Below are 19,660 nucleotides of genomic sequence, written 5' to 3'. Positions count from 1 at the left end.
TTCCCACTCCGGTGGGTAAGAAAACCTATAGAGTGTCAGCGTTTGTAAAAGGCCTCGCGTCTCCTCCCTGGGTTAAGCCAAAATCAATTCAGAATGATGCAAATACTGTGACGGATCCCTTCAGGCTTTGTTACAATTAGATGCATTTAGCCGTTTAGTTAGTTAGTGCTTGCTTACTTTGCCACTTAACAGGGAACAGTTCTGGCCACACATTGTGTCCGCGAGCGACCATAATGAAATTATAAAAAATGTCGCCGTGCTGTTTGACCCGGTTGACAGGTGTGCCGTTAACCGATTTTCAGGAACACTGAATGGAACTTTTGACCCAACTACTGAATGCCTTATGGGCTCAGGATTTCGAAACGCTGGCCAACCCTTCCATGATTGGCATGCTCTATTTTGTCCTCTTTATGATCCTGTTTCTTGAAAACGGTCTGTTGCCTGCTGCTTTCCTGCCCGGCGATAGCCTGCTGGTGCTGGTGGGCGTGCTCTGTGCAAAAGGGGCAATGCAGTTTCCGCAAACCGTTCTGCTGCTAACCATTGCCGCCAGTCTCGGCTGCTGGGTGAGCTATATCCAGGGGCGATGGCTGGGCAATACGCGTATCGTGCAGAACTGGCTTTCCCATCTTCCGGCACACTATCACCAGCGAGCACACCACCTGTTCCATAAGCACGGGCTTTCCGCGCTGCTGGTGGGCCGCTTTATCGCATTTGTCCGTACCCTGCTGCCAACCATTGCCGGGCTTTCGGGCCTCAGCAGCGCGCGTTTCCAGTTCTTTAACTGGATGAGCGGCCTGCTGTGGGTGCTGATCCTCACCACTCTCGGCTACCTGCTCGGCAAGACGCCGGTGTTCCTGAAATACGAAGATCAGCTGATGTCCTGCCTGATGCTGCTGCCGGTTGTGCTGCTGGTGTTTGGCCTGATTGGCTCGCTGGTGGTGCTGTGGAAGAAAAAACATGGAAGTCAGGGGTAAGGTGATGAGCAATTCAACCCTGTCACTGCGCCGTCTCTCTTACGCCATGGTTGCGCTGGTGATGTTCAGCGCCTTGCTGCTGGCCTGGACGGCGCTGCAAACGCAGGAATCAACCCTGGCCATCCGTTCCGTTAATCAGGGTACCAGCATGCCGGATGGCTTCTCCATCTGGCACCATCTGGATGCGAACGGCATTCAGTTTAAGAGCATTACCCCGCAGAACGACGTGTTGCTGATCACCTTCGACTCCAGCGTGCAGAGCGCTGCCGCGAAGAAGGTGCTCGACCGAAGTCTGCCGCACGGTTATATCATTGCCCAACAGGATGATGACAACCAGGCGTCGGCCTGGCTGACGCGTCTGCGTGATACTTCACGTCTGTTAGGCTAAATTTCCACTATTCTGAATCTTTTCACTCACTTTGGTGATATCGCCGTTTACTTACTATGCTTAAGTACGCGGAGCACCTCCCACACGTACTCCGCACAACTCTGGAAGTCGATATTCCCGTTGGGTATGTCGAAAAACAATGGAAGGTTTTCATAATGAATTACCGCATCGCCCTGGGCCTCGCCCTTTTTTCTTTAAGCGCAGCATCATTCGCGTCTTCTCTGTGTCAGGAGAAGGAAAAGGACATCCAACGCGAGATCAGTTACGCTGAAAAGCATAACAATCAAAGTCGAATCAATGGGCTGCAGAAGGCCCTTAGCGAAGTTAAAGCTAACTGTTCAGACAGCAAGCTGCGCGCCGATCACCAGCGCAAGATTGCCGATCAGAAAGAGGAGATTGCTGAGCGTCGCCAGGATCTGGCGGAGGCAAAAGAGAAAGGCGATGCGGATAAGATTACTAAACGCGAGCAGAAACTGCTGGAGGCGCAGAACGAGCTGAAAGCGCTGGAGTCTCGCGATTACTGATTTAATGGACATCTTAACAGGAGAGAATCATGTCAAAAGATACTACGTCAGACCATTTACGCGCTGAACTGAAGTCCCTGGCGGATACCCTGGAAGAGGTGCTGAGCTCCTCGAGCAGTAAGTCGAAAGAAGAGCTGAGTAAACTGCGCCATAAAGCGGAGCAGGCCCTGCATGAGAGCCGCTACCGTCTGGGCGAAACCAGCGATGTGCTGGCGAAACAGACCCGTGAAGCCGCCGCGCGCGCCGACGAGTACGTACGCGAAAATCCGTGGGCCGGGGTAGGTATCGGTGCTGCGGTTGGCGTCGTCATCGGCATGCTCCTGACGCGACGTTAATTATGGAAGATTCACGTCAACCACAAGGGCCCGCAAAAAACGTCCTCGGTATCGGACAGCGGATTTTGACCACTCTCGTCGGGATCGCGGAGACGCGTATCCGGCTGGCGGTGGTTGAACTGGAAGAAGAGAAAGCCAATATCTTCCAGCTGCTACTGATGTTGGGGTTGACCATGCTCTTCGCCGCTTTTGGCCTGATGAGCCTGATGGTATTGATTATCTGGGCAATCGATCCGCAGTATCGCCTCAACGCGATGATCGCCACGACTGCTGTGCTGCTGCTCGCCGCTCTGATAGGGGGGATCTGGACGATGCGCAAAGTGCGTAACTCTACCCTTCTCCATCATACCCGTAAGGAACTGGCTAACGATCGGTCATTGCTGGAGGATGAGAAAAAGTGAGCAGAAGCAGTGCAGAACGTCAGCGAGAAAAGGCCTTTTTGCTGAGCAAGATCCAGCAGCAACGCCTTGATCTGTCAGCGAGCAGCCGTGACTGGCTGGAGGTAACTCACGCTTACGATCGTGGCTGGAATGCCCTCCTCAACCTCCGCGCCTGGGCGCTGGTGGGAAGCAGCATTCTGGCGGTGCGGGCAGTCCGCCATCCGAACAGGCTGGTCCGCTGGGCGCGCCGTGGTTTCGGTATCTGGAGCGCCTGGAGGCTGGTGAAATCGACGCTTAATCAGCAGCAGCTACGCAAATACGACGCACGCTGACGTTACCCTCTGCCTCACCCGGTAAAGCGCCTTCTGGCGCTTTACTTTTTTGTGCCGCCTCGCCTTGCTCAATATCTTTGAAAAAGATTGACAGTTTTCCTTGCTAACATTCGCCATTCACCCCGTTTATGATTCTCTCCATCGACAGCGAGACCGCGGCATCCGCCCGATTTTGCACACTAAAGAGTATTTACAGCCCAAGTGGTTCCCTGGAGAGTAAGATGAAAAAATTAGAAGATGTTGGTGTACTGGTTGCGCGTATCCTGATGCCAATCCTGTTTATTACCGCAGGCTGGGGCAAAATCGGTGGTTACGCCGGTACGCAGCAGTACATGGAAGCGATGGGCGTTCCGGGGTTCCTGCTGCCGCTGACCATTCTGCTTGAGTTTGGCGGCGGTCTGGCCATCCTGTTCGGTTTCCTGACCCGCACCACGGCGCTGTTCACCGCAGGCTTCACCCTGCTGACCGCGTTCCTGTTCCACAGCAACTTTGCGGAAGGCGTCAACTCGCTGATGTTCATGAAAAACCTGACCATCGCAGGCGGTTACCTGCTGCTGGCCATCACCGGTCCGGGTGCATACAGCATCGACCGCGTTCTGAATAAGAAGTGGTAAGCACGCTATACTGAATCAAAAAGCGAGGAGATATCTCCTCGCTTTTGCTATCTAAGGAGGAAAAGATGGGACAACTCGTAGACGGCGTCTGGCAGGATACCTGGTATGACACCAAATCCACCGGAGGACGCTTTAAGCGCTCCGCTTCCGCCTTCCGTAACTGGCTCACCGCCGACGGCGCGCCTGGCCCGAGCGGCGAAGGCGGCTTTGCAGCAGAGAAAGATCGTTATCATCTCTATGTCTCCCTTGCCTGCCCCTGGGCACACCGCACGCTGATGGTCCGCGCCCTGAAGGGGCTGGAGTCATTGATCCCCGTTTCGGTGGTGCATCCGTTGATGCTGGAGAATGGCTGGACCTTCGGCAATGATTTCCCGGCGGCCACCGGCGATTCCCTCTATCACCACGATTTTCTCTATCAGCTCTACCTGCGTGCCGATCCGCACTACACCGGCCGGGTCACCGTCCCGGTACTGTGGGACAAAAAGAATCAGACCATCGTCAGCAATGAATCGGCGGAAATCATCCGCATGCTGAATACCGCTTTTGACGCGCACGGTGCCCGGGCGGGGGATTATTATCCGCCAGCGCTGCGCGATAAGATTGATGACCTGAATAGCTGGATCTACGACAATGTCAATAACGGCGTCTATAAAGCCGGGTTTGCCACCAGCCAGGAAGCCTATGACGAAGCCGTGACCAACGTCTTTGCCTCGCTGGAGCGTCTGGAGCAGATCCTGGGCCAGCACCGCTATCTGACCAGCAATCAACTGACCGAAGCCGACATTCGCCTGTGGACCACTCTGGTGCGCTTTGACCCGGTATATGTGACCCACTTTAAGTGCGACAAACGCCGGATCAGCGATTACCTCAATCTGTACGGTTTCCTGCGCGACATCTATCAGATGCCGGGGATCGCGGAGACGGTCGATTTTGATCACATCCGTAACCACTATTACCGCAGCCATAAAACCATCAATCCGACGGGCATTATCTCCATTGGCCCGTGGCAGGATCTGACTGAACCGCACGGCCGCGACGCGCGCTTCGACTAAGCCTCAGGGGCGCTTTTCTGGCGCCCTTTACCCCTCTTTTATTCCCGTCTATGCTTTATTTGAACCCTTAGAAAACAAATGATTAATTGCTACTGAGGCCAAAACAGATGGACTGGTATCTAAAAGTACTGCGGAATTATATTGGGTTTAAAGGGCGCGCCCGGCGCAAAGAGTTCTGGATGTTCACCCTGGTGAACTTCATTCTGATCTGCGTCCTGGGGCTGATCGATAAAATGCTGGGCTGGGAGCGGGCGGGCGGCGAAGGCATCCTCACGACGGTGTATGGCCTGCTGGTGTTTCTGCCGGGGTGGGCGGTGCTGTTTCGCCGACTGCATGATACCGACCGCTCGGCGTGGTGGCTGCTGCTGGTGCTGATCCCGGTGATCGGCTGGATAATAATTGTGATCTTCAACTGCCAGCGCGGAACGGTGGGTGAAAACCGTTTTGGGCCGGATCCCCTGCTAAACAACTGACAGATTGCCCGGCAGCGTTGCGCTTGCCGGGCCTGGAGATTACTTCTGGGTAAACAGCTTCTGGATCTCGCGCAGACACCAGGATTTGGCTTCGCCCATGCTGTCCCGACGCCACGCCATAATGATATCCACTTCACTGGTGTACTCCGGGCTCACGACCCGCAGCCGCCCTTCGGCAATATCTTTCTCTACAAACGGATACGGCATGGTAGCCACGCCCAGCCCGGCCAGCAGCGCCTGACGCTTATCTTCCAGGGTACTGACGGTGAGACGCGGCTGCTTATCCAGCAGCTGAACGGTTAATACCGGGCGCTCGCGGGCGGTATCCGCCACCGCCACGCCGCGGTACTTGACGCGGGTCACTTCGGACAGCGGCTCTGGCTCCTGATGGATCGGGTGATCCGGCGCTGCAACGTAAACATTCAACACTTTATAGAGCTTGCGGGAGTTGATCTCGGACGAGGAGCGGAAGTGCATATCCGGGGCGATGACGATATCGGCCCGCCCCTGCTCCAGGCGCTCCCACGCTCCGGCGAGTACTTCGGTAATGATCGACAGCTGAGTATTGGCTTTATCCGCCAGGCGATCCACCAGCGGGTAGAGCGCAGTAGTGGGCACCAGCGCCTCGGTGACCAGCGTCAGGTGCGTTTCCCAGCCGCGGGCCAGCGCTTCCGCGTCGGTGGTCAGTTTATCCGCCGCTTCCAGCAGCACGCGGCCGCGCTCCAGCAGCATTCGCCCGACGTTGGTGAATTTTGTTCGATGACCGGAGCGGTCAAACAGCACTACGTCCAGCTCTTCTTCCAGCTTCTGCATGGTGTAGCTCAGGGCAGATGGCACGCGCCCCAGTTCATCCGCTGCTGCGGCGAAGCTACCGCGTCTGTCGATCGCGTCCATCACCCGCAGTGCTTCAAGGGTCAATGCTCTCTCTTTAGCCATGGCGTTCTCATTCAGGAAATTTGAACATACCGGGCAGAATATCTGGCTAACAATGCAGCGTCCATACCTTTACCATTGTTTTAGTGTAAAGAGAGGTCAGTTTTATGATTACGACAAGAACAGCAAAACAGTGCGGACAGGCCGATTTCGGTTGGCTGCAGGCCCGCTACACCTTTTCCTTTGGACACTACTTTGACCCGAAACTGCTGGGCTATGCCTCTTTGCGCGTACTGAATCAGGAGGTACTCGCACCCGGGGCCTCGTTCCAGCCGCGTACCTATCCGAAAGTGGATATCCTGAACCTGATTCTTGAAGGCGAAGCAGAGTATCGCGACAGCGAGGGCAACCATGTCCAGGCGAAAGCCGGTGAAGCATTGCTGATAGCCACCCAGCCAGGCATTAGCTATAGCGAGCATAACCTCAGCAAAGATAAGACGCTGACCCGGATGCAGCTGTGGCTGGATGCCTGCCCGGAGCGTGAGAATCCGTCGCTCCAGAAGATCGATCTGCAGCAAGGTAAGCAGCAGCTGCTGGCCTCGCCCGATGGCAGCGCAGGTAGCCTGCAGTTACGCCAGCAGGTGTGGCTGCATCATATCGAGCTGGATAAAGGGGAGCGCCTGAGTTTTCAGCTGCACGGTCCGCGCGCCTATCTGCAGTCCATTCACGGTACGGTGCATGCGTTAACGCCAGCCGAAGAGCGGGAAGCGCTGACCTGCGGGGATGGGGCATTTATTCGCGACGAGGCGAATATCACCCTGGTGGCGGATACGCCGTTGCGGGCGCTGCTGATTGATTTGCCGGTGTGAGTCGGTGCTGCCGGGTTGGCGTCTGCTTACCCGGCAAACCACTACGAACTTACTCGCTCATCGCCTGAGCGATTTGTGAGCGGACCTCGGCACGCTGTTCCGGGGTCAGGATCTGGCTCACATCGAAGTAATATTTCACGCGATAGTAACGCGCCTGCTCTTCAATATGGCTGAACGCCGCCAGCTGCTCCTTAACCGCTTTTTCATCCCACTTGCCTGACTGGATCACGTTGATCAGGGTGCCATTTTTTACGTTGTCGGTTGGGATCTTAGCGACGTTATCTTCCAGCTGCTGGTGCAGGGCCTTGATCTTCGCGGTCTGCTCGCTGCTGAGTTTAAGCTGCTGGACGATCGGATCCTGGGTTGGCGCTGGCGCGGTTGCCACCTCTGCCGCCTGGGCCACACCCATCACGCCCGTCAGGGCTGCCGTCATCAGCGCGATACGGAAAAGCTTTTTCATCTCACAATCCTTAATTATCTGTCAGGGAAGAACCCGTGGAGTATTTTTCAATTACGGATGTCGATCTGTGATGAAGTATATAAACAATTGTGCAGGTAAGAGTCGGCAGAGGGGCTGAAAGCAAAAAACCCGCCGAAGCGGGTTTTTTATTTGAAAAGGTGAAGCTGACCGATAAGCCGGGTTCTGTCGTTGAACAGTCATTCATCTAGGCCAGCAATCGCTCACTGGCTCAAGCAGCCTACCCGGGTTCAGTACGGGCCGTACCATGCGAACCCCTATTTGGCCTTGCTCCGGGTGGAGTTTACCGTGCCACGGACTGTTACCAGCCGCGCGGTGCGCTCTTACCGCACCCTTTCACCCTTACCTGATCCCACTTGCGTGGGCCATCGGCGGTTTGCTCTCTGTTGCACTGGTCGTGGGTTTCCCCCCCAGGCGTTACCTGGCACCCTGCCCTATGGAGCCCGGACTTTCCTCCCCTCCGCCCGTCTCCCCCGAAAGGGACGACGACGAAGCGGCGACTGTCTGGTCAGCTTCGGCGCGCAGTATAGAGGGTTTGCGCCCCGCTGTCACCCTTCGGTGAGCATCCCTACCCGCAGAGTGGCGGCAATATTGCGCGAGGCGCGATAAATATTGTCAAACGCGCCGCGAAACGCCTCTTCCAGGGTGCTGATGCTGGTCAGGACGCTGAACACCGCGTCGATACCGTACTGGTGCACAATGCCGACGTCACTGGTCAGGCTGCCGGCAATGCCGATCACCGGTTTATGGTACTTGCTGGCGACGCGCGCCACGCCCACCGGCACTTTGCCGTGAATACTTTGACTGTCCAGACGCCCTTCACCCGTCACTACCCAGGTGCAGTCATGAATATGCTCTTCGAGATTCAGCGCCTGGGTGACAATTTCGATGCCGCTTTTCAGCTCCGCACCGAGGAATGCCATCAACGCGGCCCCCATGCCGCCTGCCGCGCCTGCACCGGGGACATTTTTGACATCAATACGCAGCGCGGTATTAATCACATCGGCGTAGTGGGAAAGATTGTTGTCGAGTTCGACGATATTGGCTTCCGTAGCCCCTTTCTGCGGGCCGAAGATGCGGGATGCGCCCTGCTCGCCGATCAGCGGATTGCTCACATCGCAGGCCACCCGGATCGCGCACTGTTTCAGGCGCGGATCGAGGGCCGAAATATCGATATTGTTCAGCGCCATCAGGCTGCCGCCGCCGTGGCCGATATCGGTGCCGTTGGCATCGGTCAGTTTTGCGCCCAGCGCCTGTACCATCCCGGCACCGCCGTCGTTGGTGGCGCTGCCGCCAATACCAATAATGATGTTACGCGCGCCTTTATCGAGTGCTGCCAGGATCAGCTCGCCGGTACCGCGGGAGGTGGTGATCAGGGGATTACGCTGGGCTGGCGGTACCAGTACCAGTCCGCTTGCCGCGGCCATCTCAATAAATGCCGTCACGCCATCGCCGGAAATCCCCCAGCAGGCATTAACGCTTTCGCCCAGTGGGCCCGTCACTACCGCGTGCTGCAGGGTGCCGTTGGTGGCGGCAATCATCGCTTCAACCGTTCCTTCCCCGCCATCCGCCACGGGAACTGAAACATACTCGGCATCGGGAAAGATCTCCCGAAAGCCTTTTTCTATCGCCCGCGCTACCTCGGTGGCAGACAGGCTTTCTTTGTAAGAGTCAGGGGCGATTACGATTTTCATAGTTATAGCCTGTTACCGCTTAAGGCAAAAATAGCGGGCGCGTTCCCGCGCCCGTCTTTGTTAGCGAGAGACTTCCACTTTCGCCAGTTTTTCGTAATAGCAGGCAATGGCGCTGTGGTCGGCCGTTCCCAGTCCGTCGGCACGCAGGGCCTGCATCATCTCCATCACCGCCGCGGTCAGCGGCAGCTGGGCACCCACACCGTGAGACGTGTCCAGGGCGTTGGCCAGATCCTTGATGTGCAGATCGATACGGAAGCCTGGCTTGAAGTTACGATCCATCACCATCGGCGCTTTGGCATCCAGCACGGTGCTGCCCGCCAGGCCGCCGCGGATCGCCTGATACACCAGATCCGGGTTAACGCCCGCTTTGGTCGCCAGAGTCAGGGCTTCGGACATCGCGGCGATGTTCAGGGCTACAATCACCTGGTTTGCCAGTTTGGTGACGTTACCTGCACCAATCTCACCGGTATGCACCACGGAGCCAGCCATCGCTTTCAGCAGATCGTAATACTTGTCGAAAATTGCCTTGTCACCGCCGACCATCACCGAGAGGGTGCCGTCGATGGCTTTCGGTTCGCCGCCGCTCACCGGCGCATCCAGCATGTCGATGCCTTTTGCTTTCAGGGCTTCGCTGATTTCACGGCTGGCCAGCGGGGCGATGGAGCTCATGTCGATCAGCACGGTGCCCGGTTTGGCTCCTTCAAGAATGCCGCCTTCGCCCAGCGCCACCTCTTTCACGTGCGGGGAGTTTGGCAGCATAGTGATGATCACATCGCACTGCTCAGCAATCGCCTTTGCCGTAGCCGCGGTTTCTGCGCCAGCGGCAATCACTTCGGCAATGGCTTCCGGGTTACGGTCTGCAACCACCAGTGAGTAACCTGCTTTGATGAGGTTTTTACTCATTGGTTTACCCATGATACCCAGGCCAATAAAACCAACTTTCAGTGTCATAACGTTTCTCTCTCTCAGGGGTGGTTATTTTTTAAAGGAATCCGCTAATTTCTGCGTGGCGGAACGGAACACGCCGAGGTCGCTACCAACGGCCACAAAGGTCGCGCCCCACTCAAGGTAACGGCGGGCATCGGCTTCAACCGGTGCCAGGATGCCGGACGGCTTACCGTGCGCTTTGGCGCGGGCAAAGATGTGCTGAATGGCGCGCTGGACTTCCGGGTGATTCGCATTCCCCAGGTGACCGAAGGCGGCCGCCAGGTCGCTTGGGCCAACGAAGATGCCGTCCACGCCGTCGGTGGCGGCGATGGCATCGACGTTGTCCACGCCCTGCTGGCTCTCAATCTGCACCAGGATGGTGATGTTCTTGTTCGACTGGGCCAGGTAGTCCGGCACGGTGCCAAACATGTTGGCGCGGTGAGAAACGGACACGCCGCGAATGCCTTCTGGCGGATAGCGGGTGGAGGCCACGGCCTGCACCGCCTCTTCGACGTTTTCCACAAACGGGATCAGGAAGTTGTAGAAGCCGATATCCAGCAGGCGCTTGATGATCACCGGCTCATTGGTCGGGACACGCACCACCGGCGCGCTGTGGCTGCCTTTCAGTGCCATCAGCTGCGGGATAAAGGTGCTGATATCGTTCGGCGCATGTTCGCCGTCCAGCACCAGCCAGTCAAAACCGGCCAGACCCAGCACTTCGGTGCTGATAGGGCTTGCCAGCGCGGACCAGCAGCCGATCTGAATCTGATGTGCCGCGAGGGCCGCTTTAAATTTGTTCGGGAAAATATCGTTACTCATCGCTTATACCTTTGCTTATTTCTGCAATTCCATACGTTTGATGTCACCCACTACGAACAGGTAGCAGAACATCGCCATCAGCGCGGAACATCCGACGAACAGCAGCGCCGCGTTGAACGAATGCAGTTCACTGACCAGATAGCCAATCACCAGCGGAGTGACGATTGACGCTACGTTGCCAAAGACGTTAAACACACCCCCGCACAGCCCAACAATCTCTTTGGGTGCGGTATCGGAAATCACCGGCCAGCCGAGGGCACCAAACCCTTTACCGAAGAAGGCCAGCGCCATCAGAGCCACCACCAGCGCGGTGTTGTTGGTGTAGTTGCACAGAATGATTGAGGAGGCCAGCAGCATACCCAGTACAATCGGCAGCTTACGCGCCAGGGTAATCGACTTGCCTTGCTTAATCAGATGATCCGAGAACACCCCGCCCAGCACGCCACCAGCAAAACCGCACAGCGCCGGAATGGAGGCCACCAGACCCACTTTCAGGATCGACATCCCCTTCTCCTGCACCAGATAGATCGGGAACCAGGTGAGGAAGAACCAGGTGATGGTGTTGATAAAGTATTGCCCGAAAAATACGCCCAGCATCATGCGGTTGGACAACAACTGTTTGATGTAATGCAGCTTCGGACCGCTGGCCGCTTTATCGCCCGGCTTTTTATGGTCCATGTCGACCACTGCGCCGCCGTCCTTAATAAACTTCAGCTCTTCGGCAGTCATGCGCGGATGGTCGGTTGGGTTGTGAATCAGCTTCACCCACAGGCCGGTCAGCACAAAGCCGATAACGCCCATTACGGTAAAGACATGTTCCCAGCCCCAGGCGAAGGTCAGCCAGCCGAGCAGCGGAGAGAACAGCGCCAGCGAGAAATATTGCGCCGCGTTAAAGATCGCTGATGCCGTGCCGCGCTCTTTGGTCGGGAACCAGGCTGCCACGATACGGGCGTTAGCCGGGAAGGAGGGTGCCTCGGAAAAGCCGAGCATAAAGCGCATAAAGAACATCGAGATGCCCGCCCATGCCAGCGGGAAGAAATCGACAAACCCCTGCATAAAAGTGAACAGTGACCAGAAGAACAGGCTATACGTATACACCTTTTTCGAACCGAACTTGTCGAGCAACCAGCCGCCGGGGATCTGCATCAGCAGATAGGCCCAGCCGAAGGCGGAGAAGATGTACCCCATCGACACCGCGCTCAACTGCAGCTCTTTGGCGACTTCCGTACCGGCAATGGAGAGCGTGGCGCGGTCAGCGTAATTGACGGCGGTAACAATAAAGATAATAAGTAATATTAAATAACGGGTAGGGACAACCTTTTTTGTTTCAACGGTAGTATCCAGCAACATTTTTATTTCCTCTGGCACATCAATGAAATTATTTTTATTGTTTTAAGAAAGAGGCATTCCTGATTATTTCAGTAATGGCAGGTCAATACGGATAAATAATCCGATACCATGAAATCGTTAATGAGTATAATCAACCGCCCTGCCACGCGCATTGTAGAACCGCTCAATTATGGCGGGTGTTACGAATATTATTTTGAGCATATGCACAACACCCTGGGCGCTGATGCACAGATTTTGCGATTGCCCCCCTTATGCGCAGGCTAAGGTCAAAAATGAGTGATCGCCATCACATTTTTAATTCCGCGCGCCTGACATTCTTTATTCCACTGAGCAGAGTCTTTATTTCCGATAACAAGAAAATAGACGTACTCTTTTACCCATTAATTACCCCCCACTCGCTGGAGAATACTGGACAATGGCCGACATTGAAATTCGACAAACGTCGCCGGGCGCGTTTTATATTAAGGTGCACGACACCGATAACGTGGCAATTATTGTTAACGATCAGGGGTTAAAAGCCGGAACACGTTTCCCGGATGGGCTCGAACTGATTGAGCATATTCCACAGGGCCATAAAGTGGCGCTGGTCGATATCCCGGCGCAGGGCGAAATCGTGCGTTACGGCGAAGTCATTGGCTATGCCGTGCGGGCGATCCCGCAGGGTAGCTGGATTGACGAATCGCTGGTGGCCCTGCCGGAAGCACCGCCGCTGAATACCCTGCCGCTGGCAACCCGCGTTCCGGAACCTATGCCAGCCCTGGAAGGCTATACCTTCGAAGGCTTCCGCAATCCGGACGGCAGCGTCGGCACCAAAAACCTGCTCGGCATCAGCACCAGCGTGCACTGCGTAGCAGGGGTGGTCGACTTCGTGGTGAAGATCATCGAGCGCGATCTGCTGCCGAAGTACCCGAACGTTGACGGCGTGGTGGGGCTGAACCACCTGTACGGCTGCGGCGTGGCAATCAATGCCCCGGCGGCGATTGTGCCGATCCGTACTATCCACAATATCGCCCTGAACCCGAACTTCGGCGGCGAAGTGATGGTCGTTGGCCTTGGCTGCGAAAAACTGGTACCAGAGAAACTGCTGCAAGGTACGGAAGATACGCAGGCCATTCCTGTCGATAGCGCCAGCATCGTGCGTCTGCAGGATGAACAGCACGTCGGCTTCCGTTCTATGGTCGATGACATTCTGCAGGTTGCCGAGCGCCATCTGGCAAAACTGAACCAGCGCAAGCGTGAAACCTGCCCGGCTTCTGAGCTGGTGGTGGGGATGCAGTGCGGCGGCAGCGACGCCTTCTCCGGCGTGACCGCTAACCCGGCGGTGGGCTATGCCTCCGATCTGCTGGTGCGCTGCGGTGCCACGGTGATGTTTTCCGAAGTGACCGAAGTGCGTGATGCGATCCACCTGCTCACCCCGCGCGCCATCAACGAAGAGGTGGGCAAGCGCCTGCTGGAAGAGATGGCCTGGTACGATAACTATCTCGACATGGGCAAGACTGACCGCAGCGCTAACCCCTCTCCGGGCAACAAGAAAGGCGGCCTGGCGAACGTGGTGGAAAAAGCCCTCGGGTCGATCGCCAAATCGGGCCAGAGCGCCATTGTCGAGGTGCTCTCCCCGGGCCAGCGTCCAACCAAACGCGGCCTGATCTATGCCGCCACACCGGCCAGCGATTTCGTCTGCGGCACCCAGCAGGTGGCCTCCGGGATCACCGTCCAGGTATTCACCACCGGACGCGGCACCCCGTACGGTCTGATGGCGGTTCCGGTGATTAAAATGGCGACCCGCACCGAGCTGGCTAACCGTTGGTTCGACCTGATGGATATCAACGCGGGCACCATCGCCACCGGCGAAGAGAGCATTGAGGACGTGGGCTGGAAGCTGTTCCACTTTATTCTCGACGTGGCCAGCGGCCGCAAGAAAACCTTCTCCGATCAGTGGGGACTTCACAATCAGCTGGCGGTCTTTAACCCGGCACCTGTGACCTGAGTTTGCAGTAAACCTCCTTTAGCATGGCTCCGGCCATGCTTTTTTTTTGCTTTTCCTTCTTTCGCAACCTTCCTTTCACTTTCGCTTCTTTCGTTTTTACGAGTTCAATCACAAAAAAGCATTCCGAAACACTATATCTTCTTTCGAAGAAAACAAACGAAAGGTTTCGGAGGAAGGATGTACATCATTTCGACCAAAGCGATGCTTACGAAGGCCCAGCGGGAAGGTTACGCGGTTCCGGCTTTTAATATTCATAATCTCGAAACGCTGCAGGTGGTGGTCGAGACCTCCGCCGAGCTGCGCTCACCGCTGATCGTCGCCGGGACGCCAGGCACCTTCAGCTATGCCGGGATCGGCAACATCGTGGCTATCGCGGGCGATCTGGCAAAAACCTGGAACCAGCCGCTGGCGATCCATCTCGATCATCACGAAACGTTCGACGATATTGCGCAGAAAGTGCAGGCAGGCGTGCGCTCGGCGATGATCGACGGTTCGCATCTGCCGTTTGCCGACAACGTGGCGCTGGTGAAACAGGTCACTGACTACTGCCATCGCTATGACGTCAGCGTCGAGGCGGAGCTGGGTCGACTCGGCGGCCAGGAAGATGACCTGGTGGTCGACAGTAAAGACGCCCTCTACACGAACCCGCAGCAGGCCCGCGAGTTCGTGGCGCTGACCGGCATCGACTCCCTTGCCGTCGCTATCGGCACCGCCCACGGCCTCTACACCGCCACGCCAAAACTCGATTTTGAACGTCTGGCGGAGATCCGCCGTCAGGTGGAGGTGCCGCTGGTGCTGCACGGCGCGTCCGGTCTTTCTGCCGCTGACATTCGCCGGGCTATCAGCCTCGGCATCTGCAAGGTCAACGTCGCGACCGAGCTGAAAATGGCGTTCTCCGACGCCCTGAAAAGTTACCTGGCGGAGCATCCTGACGCCAGCGATCCCCGTCACTACATGATCCCTGCCAAAGCCGCCATGAAAGAGGTGGTCCGCAAAGTCATTCATGACTGCGGCTGCGAAGGCAAACTCTGACCCCATAAACCGGAGGAAACGGTGAAAAATATTATTGCCCGCCATAAGGCGGGAGAGCATCTCGGTATCTGTTCCGTCTGTTCAGCACATCCGCTGGTGATTGAAGCCGCCCTGCGCTTTGACCTGACGAGCGGCAACAGCGTGCTGATCGAAGCCACGTCCAACCAGGTGAATCAGTACGGCGGTTACACCGGCATGAAGCCGGCCGACTTCCGCGATTTTGTGCTAAACATCGCCGAAAAGGTGGGTTTCCCGAACGAGCGCCTGATCCTCGGCGGAGACCATCTGGGGCCCAACTGCTGGCAGAACGAGCCTGCAGAGACGGCAATGGAAAAAGCCGTGGCGCTGATCAAGGCTTACGTGGCGGCGGGCTTCAGCAAAATCCATCTCGATGCGTCGATGTCCTGCGCCGATGATCCTGTTCCCCTGGATCCGGTGGTGGTTGCTCAGCGCGCGGCACGACTGTGCCAGGCGGCGGAAGAGACCGCCACCGACGCGCAGAAGGCGGCGCTGACCTACGTGATTGGTACCGAAGTACCGGTGCCAGGCGGGGAAGCCAGCAGCATCGACAGCGTGCATGTTACCCGCGTGGAGGATGCCGCCCGCACCCTCGAAACGCATCAGGCGGCGTTCCACGCGCTGGGGCTGGATGAGGCGATGGACCGCGTGATTGCCATCGTGGTGCAGCCCGGCGTCGAGTTCGACCACACCCAGATCATCCACTATCAGCCGCACGCCGCCGAAGCGCTTTCAGGCTGGATCCGCCAGACGCCGATGGTCTATGAAGCCCACTCTACCGACTACCAGTCACGCCAGGCGTACCGGGCGCTGGTGCGGGATCACTTTGCGATCCTGAAGGTCGGTCCGGCCCTCACCTTCGCCCTGCGCGAGGCGATTTTTGCCCTGGCGCAGATGGAAGCGGCGCTGATCGCCCCGGAAGATCGCAGCCGCGTGCTGGAGGTGATCGACGAGGTAATGCTGAACGAGCCGGATTACTGGAAAAAATACTATCGCCCGACCTGGAGCCAGGCGATGGTGGATATTCACTTTAGTCTGTCAGACCGTATCCGTTACTACTGGCCGCACCCGCGGATCCGTCAGAGCGTGGACAAGTTGCTCGCCAACCTCGACACCCTGCCCCTGCCGCTGGGACTTATCAGCCAGTATCTGCCGGTGCAGTTTGAACGCGTCACCGCCCAGGCCCTCGCCCCGACACCGCAGGCGTTGGTCATCGACAAGATCCAGGACGTGTTACGCGCATACCGCTACGGCTGCGCCCCTGACGCCGTCTGAAACCCGGAGGAACCATGAGCAAACTGTTTGTCCGTACCGGCATTGATTTTGCCACCTGCCAGCAGGCGCTGGCCCATATCGGCGAGGAGATGCTGGCGAAAGGCGTGGTTCACGCCACTTATCCCGCCGCGCTGCTGGAAAGGGAGGCGGTGTTCCCCACCGGCATTGCCCTGGAAAAACATGCCGTGGCGATCCCGCACTGCGAGGCGGTCCATGCGAAAGCGCCGGCACTTTATCTGATTCGCCCGGATAAACCGGTGCTTTTTCACCAGGCGGATGACGATGCGGAGATTGCCGTGTCGCTGATTATCGCCCTGATTGTGGAGAACCCTGCGGCGCAGCTCACCTTGCTGCGTCGGTTATTTAGTGAGCTGCAAAACCCCACCCTGCTGGAGGCGCTATTGACCGCGCCGGACCACCAGCTGGAGGCCCTGTTTGAGGAGGCCATCCTGATGGCTGAACCCTGCAAGCGCGCCTCATAAAATACTGATAATAAGAAGGAGTACCCTATGAAACGCAAAGTTATCGTTGCCTGTGGCGGCGCCGTTGCCACATCCACCATGGCCGCTGAAGAGATCAAAGAGCTGTGTGATGCCCACAACATCACCCTGGATCTGGTCCAGTGTCGGGTCACCGAAATTGAGACCTATATGGACGGCGCAGACCTGATCTGCACCACCGCGAAAGTTGACCGGACCTTTGGCGAAATTCCGGTGGTACACGGCATGCCGTTTGTGTCGGGCGTCGGCATTGAAGCCCTGCAGCAAAAAATCCTGACCATCCTCGAGGGGTAAGATCATGTTTACCGAAATCATGCGGTATATCCTCGATCTGGGGCCGACGGTCATGCTACCCATCGTCATCATCATCTTCTCGAAGCTGCTGGGGATGAAGCTGGGCGACTGCTTTAAGTCCGGTCTGCATATCGGGATTGGCTTTGTCGGGATCGGGCTGGTAATCGGCCTGATGCTCGACTCTATTGGCCCGGCGGCCAAAGCGATGGCGGAGCAGTTTCAGATCAACCTCCACGTGGTGGACGTCGGCTGGCCGGGCTCCTCGCCCATGACCTGGGCCTCGCAGATTGCGCTGGTGGCGATCCCGGTGGCGATAGGCGTTAACGTGCTGATGCTGGTCACCCGCATGACCCGCGTGGTGAACGTTGATATCTGGAACATCTGGCATATGACCTTTACCGGCGCGATGCTGCACCTGGCGACCGGCTCTTACTGGCTCGGGATCCTCGGCGTGGTGGTCCACGCGGCCTTTGTCTACAAGCTGGGCGACTGGTTTGCCAGGGACACGCGGGACTTCTTCGGCCTCGAAGGGATTGCCATCCCGCACGGCTCGTCCGCTTATCTTGGCCCGATTGCGGTGCTGGTGGACACGCTCATCGAGAAAATGCCGGGACTCAATCGCATCCACTTTAGCGCCGACGACGTTCAGAGACGCTTTGGCCCGTTTGGTGAGCCGGTTACGGTCGGTTTCGTGATGGGTCTGGTCATCGGCCTGCTGGCCGGTTACGACGCGAAAAACGTCCTGCAGCTGGCGGTGAAAACCGCCGCGGTAATGCTGCTGATGCCGCGCGTCATCAAGCCGATCATGGATGGCCTGACGCCGATTGCCAAACATGCGCGTAAGCGTCTGCAGGCGAAGTTTGGCGGCCAGGAGTTCTTAATCGGCCTCGATCCGGCGCTGCTGCTGGGCCATACCTCGGTGGTCTCTGCCAGCCTGATCTTTATTCCGCTGACCATCCTGATTGCGGTGCTGGTGCCGGGTAACCAGGTCCTGCCGTTTGGCGATCTCGCTACCATCGGCTTCTTCGTCGCCATGGCGGTAGCGGTACATCAGGGCAACCTGTTCCGCACCCTGATTTCCGGCGTCATTATCATGGGCATCACCCTGTGGATCGCCACCCAGACCATCGGCCTGCACACGCAACTGGCCGAGAATGCCGGGGCGCTGAAGGCGGGCGGAATGGTGGCCTCCATGGATCAGGGCGGCTCGCCCGTCACCTGGCTGCTGATCCAGCTCTTTACCTGGCAAAACCTGGTGGGGTTCGTGGTGATTGGTGCCATCTACTTCACCGGCGTGCTGCTCACCTGGCGTCGTGCCCGTGCTTTTAGCGCAGCAGAAAAACGCGCTGAGGCACCACAGAGCCAGACGGCTTCTTAATATCCGGGGAGCGCTGCTCCCCTCTTTTTTCTGGAGTGAATCATGAAATCAGTGGTAATTCATGCTGAGGGCCAGGTGCGCGTTGAAGAGCGCCCTGTCCCGGACATTCAGGCGGCGGATGATGTGCGGGTGCGCGTAGTCTGCTCGGGCTTATGCGGTTCAGATATCCCGCGTATTTTCGCCAACGGAGCCCACTACTACCCCATCACCCTAGGGCACGAATTCAGCGGCTACGTTGATGCCTGCGGCTCGGGCATCGACGATCTGAAGGCGGGCGATGCGGTGGCCTGCGTGCCGCTGCTGCCCTGCTTCTCCTGCCCGGAGTGTGAAAAAGGCTACTTCTCACTGTGTAAGCAGTACCAGTTTGTCGGCTCCCGCAGCGAAGGGGGCAATGCAGAGTATATTGTGGTGAAGCGCGCCAACCTGTTCCGTCTGCCTGCGGAGATGACCATTGAAGACGGGGCTTTTATCGAGCCGATCACCGTCGGGCTGCACGCGTTCCACCTTGCCCAGGGTTGCGAGGGCAAAAATGTGATCATCGTCGGGGCGGGCACCATCGGCCTGCTGGCGATGCAGTGCGCGCTGGCGCTGGGTGCGGCAAGCGTGACCGCCATTGATATCAATGACGACAAGCTGGCGCTGGCGACCTCACTCGGCGCAACCCGGGTGTTCAACAGCAAGATCCTGAGCGCGGAGGAGATGCTGACTGCCCTTCACGAGACGCGTTTCGATCAGCTGGTGCTGGAGACCGCCGGGACGCCGCAAACCGTCGCCCTTGCCATCGACATCGCCGGGCCCCGCGCCCAGCTGGCGCTGGTGGGGACGTTGCATCACGACCTGACGTTATCTGCCGCCACCTTTGGCAAGATCCTGCGCAAAGAGCTGACCCTGCTGGGCAGCTGGATGAACTACTCCGCGCCATGGCCAGGCGTTGAGTGGGAGACCGCCGCCCGGCTTCTCAAAGAGCAAAAATTGCAGCTGGAGCCGCTGATTGCCCATACCGGCGACAGCGAAAGTTTTGCCCGTGCTATTCAGGCACTGAATGGCTCACCGATGCAGGGCAAAATCCTGTTGCGTCTGGATTGAACTCAGGA

The 19,660-nt window shown here is 57.4% G+C and carries 23 protein-coding genes and 1 other RNA gene; 17 read left to right on the top strand and 7 right to left on the bottom strand.

Going from position 1 to position 19,660, the window contains the following annotated elements:
* Positions 1–311: 311 nt before the first annotated feature.
* The 9 genes from yqjA to WFO70_RS16840 all read left to right on the top strand — a co-directional run bounded on the left by yqjA (position 312) and on the right by WFO70_RS16840 (position 5,072).
* Positions 312–974 carry a DedA family general envelope maintenance protein YqjA gene (yqjA, locus tag WFO70_RS16880; protein ID WP_337017697.1) on the top strand — a complete coding sequence of 221 codons (663 nt, stop codon included), beginning with the start codon at positions 312–314 and terminating at the stop codon, positions 972–974.
* A gap of 4 nt (positions 975–978) precedes the next feature.
* Positions 979–1,362, top strand: a complete 384-nt coding sequence (mzrA, locus tag WFO70_RS16875; protein ID WP_337017695.1) for an EnvZ/OmpR regulon moderator MzrA — start codon at positions 979–981, stop codon at positions 1,360–1,362.
* Between the two features lie 155 nt (positions 1,363–1,517).
* A complete protein-coding gene (locus tag WFO70_RS16870) occupies positions 1,518–1,886 on the top strand; it encodes a DUF1090 domain-containing protein (RefSeq protein ID WP_337017693.1) in 369 nt (122 codons plus the stop codon).
* Between the two features lie 29 nt (positions 1,887–1,915).
* The gene (locus WFO70_RS16865) at positions 1,916–2,221 is read left to right on the top strand and encodes a DUF883 family protein (protein ID WP_337017692.1); all 306 of its coding nucleotides are present in this window, start codon (positions 1,916–1,918) and stop codon (positions 2,219–2,221) included.
* A gap of 2 nt (positions 2,222–2,223) precedes the next feature.
* Positions 2,224–2,622, top strand: a complete 399-nt coding sequence (locus tag WFO70_RS16860; RefSeq protein ID WP_337017690.1) for a phage holin family protein — start codon at positions 2,224–2,226, stop codon at positions 2,620–2,622.
* Entirely contained in the window at positions 2,619–2,933 is a 315-nt protein-coding gene (locus WFO70_RS16855; protein WP_337017689.1) for a YqjK-like family protein, read from the top strand. The genes WFO70_RS16860 and WFO70_RS16855 overlap by 4 nt, the downstream gene beginning before the upstream one ends.
* Positions 2,934–3,154: 221 nt before the next feature.
* Positions 3,155–3,547, top strand: coding sequence for a DoxX family protein (locus WFO70_RS16850; RefSeq protein ID WP_337017687.1), 393 nt, complete (start codon positions 3,155–3,157; stop codon positions 3,545–3,547).
* A gap of 65 nt (positions 3,548–3,612) precedes the next feature.
* A complete protein-coding gene (locus WFO70_RS16845; protein ID WP_337017686.1) occupies positions 3,613–4,599 on the top strand; it encodes a glutathione S-transferase family protein in 987 nt (328 codons plus the stop codon).
* Between the two features lie 107 nt (positions 4,600–4,706).
* Complete coding sequence (locus tag WFO70_RS16840) at positions 4,707–5,072, top strand: DUF805 domain-containing protein (protein ID WP_337017685.1); 366 nt, start codon at positions 4,707–4,709, stop codon at positions 5,070–5,072.
* A gap of 39 nt (positions 5,073–5,111) precedes the next feature.
* On the opposite strand, the gene WFO70_RS16835 is transcribed toward WFO70_RS16840, so the two are convergent.
* The gene (locus WFO70_RS16835; protein WP_106994774.1) at positions 5,112–6,008 is read right to left on the bottom strand and encodes a LysR family transcriptional regulator; all 897 of its coding nucleotides are present in this window, start codon (positions 6,006–6,008) and stop codon (positions 5,112–5,114) included.
* A gap of 104 nt (positions 6,009–6,112) precedes the next feature.
* Between WFO70_RS16835 and WFO70_RS16830 the strand changes: the two genes are divergently transcribed.
* On the top strand, positions 6,113–6,814 hold the full coding sequence (locus WFO70_RS16830; RefSeq protein WP_337017682.1) for a pirin family protein: 702 nt from the start codon (positions 6,113–6,115) through the stop codon (positions 6,812–6,814).
* A 49-nt stretch (positions 6,815–6,863) separates the two neighbouring features.
* Here the strand turns inward: WFO70_RS16830 and WFO70_RS16825 are convergent, their stop codons facing one another.
* From WFO70_RS16825 to garP, 6 genes are all read right to left on the bottom strand, one after another.
* Complete coding sequence (locus tag WFO70_RS16825) at positions 6,864–7,274, bottom strand: Spy/CpxP family protein refolding chaperone (RefSeq protein WP_337017680.1); 411 nt, start codon at positions 7,272–7,274, stop codon at positions 6,864–6,866.
* A 156-nt stretch (positions 7,275–7,430) separates the two neighbouring features.
* An RNA gene (rnpB, locus tag WFO70_RS16820) (RNase P RNA component class A) lies at positions 7,431–7,808 on the bottom strand.
* A gap of 32 nt (positions 7,809–7,840) precedes the next feature.
* On the bottom strand, positions 7,841–8,986 hold the full coding sequence (garK, locus tag WFO70_RS16815) for a glycerate 2-kinase (protein ID WP_337017678.1): 1,146 nt from the start codon (positions 8,984–8,986) through the stop codon (positions 7,841–7,843).
* Between the two features lie 60 nt (positions 8,987–9,046).
* Positions 9,047–9,937: a 2-hydroxy-3-oxopropionate reductase gene (gene garR / locus WFO70_RS16810; RefSeq protein WP_337017676.1), complete on the bottom strand. Its 891-nt coding sequence runs from the start codon at positions 9,935–9,937 to the stop codon at positions 9,047–9,049.
* 24 nt (positions 9,938–9,961) lie between these two features.
* Positions 9,962–10,732 carry a 2-dehydro-3-deoxyglucarate aldolase gene (gene garL / locus WFO70_RS16805; protein WP_337017673.1) on the bottom strand — a complete coding sequence of 257 codons (771 nt, stop codon included), beginning with the start codon at positions 10,730–10,732 and terminating at the stop codon, positions 9,962–9,964.
* A 15-nt stretch (positions 10,733–10,747) separates the two neighbouring features.
* The gene (garP, locus tag WFO70_RS16800; RefSeq protein WP_337017671.1) at positions 10,748–12,082 is read right to left on the bottom strand and encodes a galactarate/glucarate/glycerate transporter GarP; all 1,335 of its coding nucleotides are present in this window, start codon (positions 12,080–12,082) and stop codon (positions 10,748–10,750) included.
* A gap of 415 nt (positions 12,083–12,497) precedes the next feature.
* On the opposite strand from garP, the gene garD reads away from it, so the two are divergent.
* The 7 genes from garD (at position 12,498) to gatD (ending at position 19,652) form a co-directional block, all read left to right on the top strand.
* The gene (gene garD, locus WFO70_RS16795) at positions 12,498–14,069 is read left to right on the top strand and encodes a galactarate dehydratase (protein WP_337017669.1); all 1,572 of its coding nucleotides are present in this window, start codon (positions 12,498–12,500) and stop codon (positions 14,067–14,069) included.
* 177 nt (positions 14,070–14,246) lie between these two features.
* Positions 14,247–15,101, top strand: coding sequence for a tagatose bisphosphate family class II aldolase (locus WFO70_RS16790; RefSeq protein ID WP_337017667.1), 855 nt, complete (start codon positions 14,247–14,249; stop codon positions 15,099–15,101).
* Positions 15,102–15,122: 21 nt separating this feature from the next.
* Positions 15,123–16,394 (top strand): tagatose-bisphosphate aldolase subunit GatZ, encoded by a 1,272-nt coding sequence (gene gatZ / locus WFO70_RS16785; RefSeq protein ID WP_337017665.1) that lies wholly within the window; start codon positions 15,123–15,125, stop codon positions 16,392–16,394.
* Between the two features lie 14 nt (positions 16,395–16,408).
* Positions 16,409–16,876, top strand: a complete 468-nt coding sequence (gene gatA / locus WFO70_RS16780) for a PTS galactitol transporter subunit IIA (RefSeq protein WP_337017662.1) — start codon at positions 16,409–16,411, stop codon at positions 16,874–16,876.
* A 27-nt stretch (positions 16,877–16,903) separates the two neighbouring features.
* The gene (gene gatB, locus WFO70_RS16775) at positions 16,904–17,188 is read left to right on the top strand and encodes a PTS galactitol transporter subunit IIB (RefSeq protein WP_337017661.1); all 285 of its coding nucleotides are present in this window, start codon (positions 16,904–16,906) and stop codon (positions 17,186–17,188) included.
* Between the two features lie 4 nt (positions 17,189–17,192).
* Positions 17,193–18,566 (top strand): PTS galactitol transporter subunit IIC, encoded by a 1,374-nt coding sequence (locus tag WFO70_RS16770; RefSeq protein WP_337017659.1) that lies wholly within the window; start codon positions 17,193–17,195, stop codon positions 18,564–18,566.
* Positions 18,567–18,608: 42 nt separating this feature from the next.
* A complete protein-coding gene (gene gatD, locus WFO70_RS16765) occupies positions 18,609–19,652 on the top strand; it encodes a galactitol-1-phosphate 5-dehydrogenase (RefSeq protein ID WP_337017657.1) in 1,044 nt (347 codons plus the stop codon).
* The last annotated feature ends 8 nt before the right edge of the window (positions 19,653–19,660 follow it).

Source organism: Leclercia sp. AS011 (genome assembly GCF_037152535.1).
In the GTDB taxonomy this organism is placed as follows: Bacteria; Pseudomonadota; Gammaproteobacteria; order Enterobacterales; family Enterobacteriaceae; genus Enterobacter.
The sequence above is the reverse complement of the archived record's forward strand: the minus strand, read 5'-3'. Positions and strand labels throughout refer to the sequence as shown.

Coding starts and splice junctions, on each gene's coding strand:
- WFO70_RS16840 (WP_337017685.1), top strand. CDS start 4,707: ATGGACTGGTATCTAAAAGTACTGCGGAATTATATTGGGTTTAAAGGG.
- WFO70_RS16835 (WP_106994774.1), bottom strand. CDS start 6,008: ATGGCTAAAGAGAGAGCATTGACCCTTGAAGCACTGCGGGTGATGGAC.
- WFO70_RS16860 (WP_337017690.1), top strand. CDS start 2,224: ATGGAAGATTCACGTCAACCACAAGGGCCCGCAAAAAACGTCCTCGGT.
- garP (WP_337017671.1), bottom strand. CDS start 12,082: ATGTTGCTGGATACTACCGTTGAAACAAAAAAGGTTGTCCCTACCCGT.
- WFO70_RS16845 (WP_337017686.1), top strand. CDS start 3,613: ATGGGACAACTCGTAGACGGCGTCTGGCAGGATACCTGGTATGACACC.
- WFO70_RS16830 (WP_337017682.1), top strand. CDS start 6,113: ATGATTACGACAAGAACAGCAAAACAGTGCGGACAGGCCGATTTCGGT.
- WFO70_RS16850 (WP_337017687.1), top strand. CDS start 3,155: ATGAAAAAATTAGAAGATGTTGGTGTACTGGTTGCGCGTATCCTGATG.
- mzrA (WP_337017695.1), top strand. CDS start 979: ATGAGCAATTCAACCCTGTCACTGCGCCGTCTCTCTTACGCCATGGTT.
- garL (WP_337017673.1), bottom strand. CDS start 10,732: ATGAGTAACGATATTTTCCCGAACAAATTTAAAGCGGCCCTCGCGGCA.
- gatB (WP_337017661.1), top strand. CDS start 16,904: ATGAAACGCAAAGTTATCGTTGCCTGTGGCGGCGCCGTTGCCACATCC.
- WFO70_RS16770 (WP_337017659.1), top strand. CDS start 17,193: ATGTTTACCGAAATCATGCGGTATATCCTCGATCTGGGGCCGACGGTC.
- garR (WP_337017676.1), bottom strand. CDS start 9,937: ATGACACTGAAAGTTGGTTTTATTGGCCTGGGTATCATGGGTAAACCA.
- gatA (WP_337017662.1), top strand. CDS start 16,409: ATGAGCAAACTGTTTGTCCGTACCGGCATTGATTTTGCCACCTGCCAG.
- garD (WP_337017669.1), top strand. CDS start 12,498: ATGGCCGACATTGAAATTCGACAAACGTCGCCGGGCGCGTTTTATATT.
- garK (WP_337017678.1), bottom strand. CDS start 8,986: ATGAAAATCGTAATCGCCCCTGACTCTTACAAAGAAAGCCTGTCTGCC.
- yqjA (WP_337017697.1), top strand. CDS start 312: ATGGAACTTTTGACCCAACTACTGAATGCCTTATGGGCTCAGGATTTC.
- WFO70_RS16865 (WP_337017692.1), top strand. CDS start 1,916: ATGTCAAAAGATACTACGTCAGACCATTTACGCGCTGAACTGAAGTCC.
- WFO70_RS16790 (WP_337017667.1), top strand. CDS start 14,247: ATGTACATCATTTCGACCAAAGCGATGCTTACGAAGGCCCAGCGGGAA.
- WFO70_RS16870 (WP_337017693.1), top strand. CDS start 1,518: ATGAATTACCGCATCGCCCTGGGCCTCGCCCTTTTTTCTTTAAGCGCA.
- gatD (WP_337017657.1), top strand. CDS start 18,609: ATGAAATCAGTGGTAATTCATGCTGAGGGCCAGGTGCGCGTTGAAGAG.
- WFO70_RS16825 (WP_337017680.1), bottom strand. CDS start 7,274: ATGAAAAAGCTTTTCCGTATCGCGCTGATGACGGCAGCCCTGACGGGC.